General features: G+C 44.9%; 4 protein-coding genes. 3 read left to right on the forward strand and 1 reads right to left on the reverse strand.

Going from position 1 to position 2,463, the window contains the following annotated elements; all coding sequences use genetic code 11:
- The 3 genes from RMO84_RS06025 to RMO84_RS06035 form a co-directional block, all read left to right on the forward strand.
- On the forward strand, positions 1-524 hold a 524-nt coding region (locus RMO84_RS06025; protein WP_310487569.1), incomplete at its 5' end, for a TetR/AcrR family transcriptional regulator.
- A gap of 167 nt (positions 525-691) precedes the next feature.
- Complete coding sequence (locus RMO84_RS06030) at positions 692-1,144, forward strand: nitrate reductase associated protein (protein ID WP_310487570.1); 453 nt, start codon at positions 692-694, stop codon at positions 1,142-1,144.
- Positions 1,145-1,194: 50 nt separating this feature from the next.
- Positions 1,195-1,956 (forward strand): DevA family ABC transporter ATP-binding protein, encoded by a 762-nt coding sequence (locus tag RMO84_RS06035; RefSeq protein WP_310487571.1) that lies wholly within the window; start codon positions 1,195-1,197, stop codon positions 1,954-1,956.
- A 222-nt stretch (positions 1,957-2,178) separates the two neighbouring features.
- Here RMO84_RS06035 and RMO84_RS06040 read toward each other — a convergent pair.
- Positions 2,179-2,463 (reverse strand): DUF2301 domain-containing membrane protein (locus RMO84_RS06040; RefSeq protein ID WP_310487572.1); only part of this gene is annotated, 285 nt, incomplete at its 5' end.

Genomic DNA, 2,463 nt, shown 5'->3' on the forward strand with positions numbered 1-2,463 from the left:
CTGCCCGCCTGGAAACGATCGCCGCCCAAACTGGTGTCACCAAGGCCACGATTTATTATTATTTTGAAAGTAAGGAAGAATTGTATCGGGCGGTATTGGGACGTTGTTTCACAGAAGCACTAGCGATGATGGCACAACTCCAGCTCGATGGTTTGCCCCCTGATGCCGCGCTGGTGAGACTACTGGAGCAAATCTTGTGTTGTATGTCGGAAAATCCCCGGATTGGCAGCATTCTCTCGCTAGAGGCGATTCAAAATAAAGGGAAGTATTACCCCAAACAATTGGGCGATCTGTTGTACGGTACGATTATCGAAATTTTGCAACAGGGGATGAGTATTGGCGTATTTCGCGAACTAGAACCCCGACATACGGCTGTCAATATTATTGGTGCTTGCACTTTTTATTTCACGGCTCAAGAAAATCTCAAACACCTGTGGCCGGGTAAACGGTTGCTAGGTAAAGAGCTACTCCAACGACATACTCAAGAATCGATCGATCTGATTATGGCAGGAGTAAGAAATTAGTGGATAGGGGATAGAGAGTAGGGAATAGGGCAAAGAAAGGCTGGTACCAGCTTGAGAACGAGCGACGCTTATTCTAGGTTTGCCAATTAAATTTAGATATTAAACACTTTACGTTATCATCGACTGAATCTCTATCCCCTATCCTCTATTCCCTATCCCCTATCCCCATGACATACTTTAAATTTGAAGCTGATTTTGTCGATTCATTACGTTGCATTCCGATGATCGTGCGGTTGAAATTGGATACTTGTGGCGTGAAGTTGAAGTTGGCAGAATGGAATCGATTTACGCCACTCGAATGCCAGCAATTAGTCGATCTGCCATGCGATCGAGACGCGGAAATCGCTACCTATCGCGATTATGTAAGTCAATTAATTTTCCAGCATACCGGACATGAAGCTAGTAGGCTCGCGATCGATCCCCAGCCCCCCTGGTCGAACGATCGTGAAGTTCCGGAAAGTGTCACGACTAGAGCGGCAGAAGAAGGCGTAACGATCGAATTATCTCATTGGGCAAATCTCACAACCATTCAAAGATTCGCCTTGATTAAGTTAACTCGATCGCAACACGAAAACAATAACTTTCTACCAGCCTTAAAAGAATTCAAACTATTAACCTAGTTTACGCCTAAAGCCTAAAGCCTAAAACCTAAAGCCTAAAACCTAAGCCGATGCTAACCTTCAAACCTAAAAACCAAGATTTAGTAAATATCGATAGTAGCAATCTCGATGATAATATTGTAGTTGAGGTGAAGCAACTCAATCATTATTTCGGCAAAGGTAATCTCAAAAAACAAGTATTATTTGACATTAACCTGCAAATTGGTAAGGGCGAAATCGTGTTGATGACGGGGCCATCTGGTTCTGGGAAAACTACTCTGCTGACCTTATCTGGTGGCTTGCGATCGCCTCAAGAAGGCAGCATGAAAGTCTTGGGTGTAGAAATGGTCGGTGCGAGCAAACGTCAAGTCATCGAAGTTCGCAAAAATATCGGTTATATTTTCCAAGCTCATAACTTGCTCAAAGCTCTGACAGCCCAACAAAATGTCCAGATGGCGGGGCAACTTCACTCAGAAATGAGCACTAGAGAAATCAAAGAACGGGCGATCGAAATGCTCGATGCTGTCGGTTTGAGCGATCGCAAGTCCTACTACCCCGATAACCTGTCTGGGGGTCAAAAACAGCGTGTCGCGATCGCGCGTGCCCTGATGAGCCATCCGAAGCTAGTACTGGCCGACGAACCGACTGCTGCTCTAGACGGGAAATCGGGACGAGAAATTGTCGAGATCATGCAGAAACTTGCTAAAGAGCAAGGGACGACAATTTTGATGGTGACTCACGATAACCGGATTCTAGACGTCGCCGATCGAATCGTCCATCTCGAAGATGGTTGTCTGGCACAAAATGATGTCCTGACTGTCAGCGATAGCTGAGTAGGTTGGTGCGTTACTACGATCTGAAATTCGACGATGTCTGAAAAGTCTAATTGCTACGTTTATAGTAGGTAGATCCCCCTAAATCCCCCTTAAAAAGGGGGACTAAGATTCCGGTTCCCCCCTTTTTAAGGGGGGCTAGGGGGGATCTTCTAGTGCGTTGGTGCGTTACGCTGTCGCGATAACACACCCTACAATCTGATATTCATCGATACGATACCCTTATTTTTGCGGTTGGGCTGCTAGATACTCAAATACTGATTTATCACCGATGTCGGGTGGAATTTGTTGAATGACTTTGCGGATGGCAAAGACTAAAAATAATCCCGCCCAAACTGCTAATAAAATTGGTTCGGCAGCTTTAGGGAGTAACTGAGTCAGATGACCCAATAATAGTAAGGGTACGATGAATACTAAGAGCTTTGTTTCCAATCGATCGAAACAAAAAGCTTCTTTAAAAAAGATGCCTGTCAAGGCGGCAAAGATAAAACCCACACCTAAAATAGT

The sequence above is a fragment of the Chamaesiphon sp. VAR_69_metabat_338 genome (assembly GCF_031423935.1).
GTDB lineage: Bacteria > Cyanobacteriota > Cyanobacteriia > Cyanobacteriales > Chamaesiphonaceae > Chamaesiphon.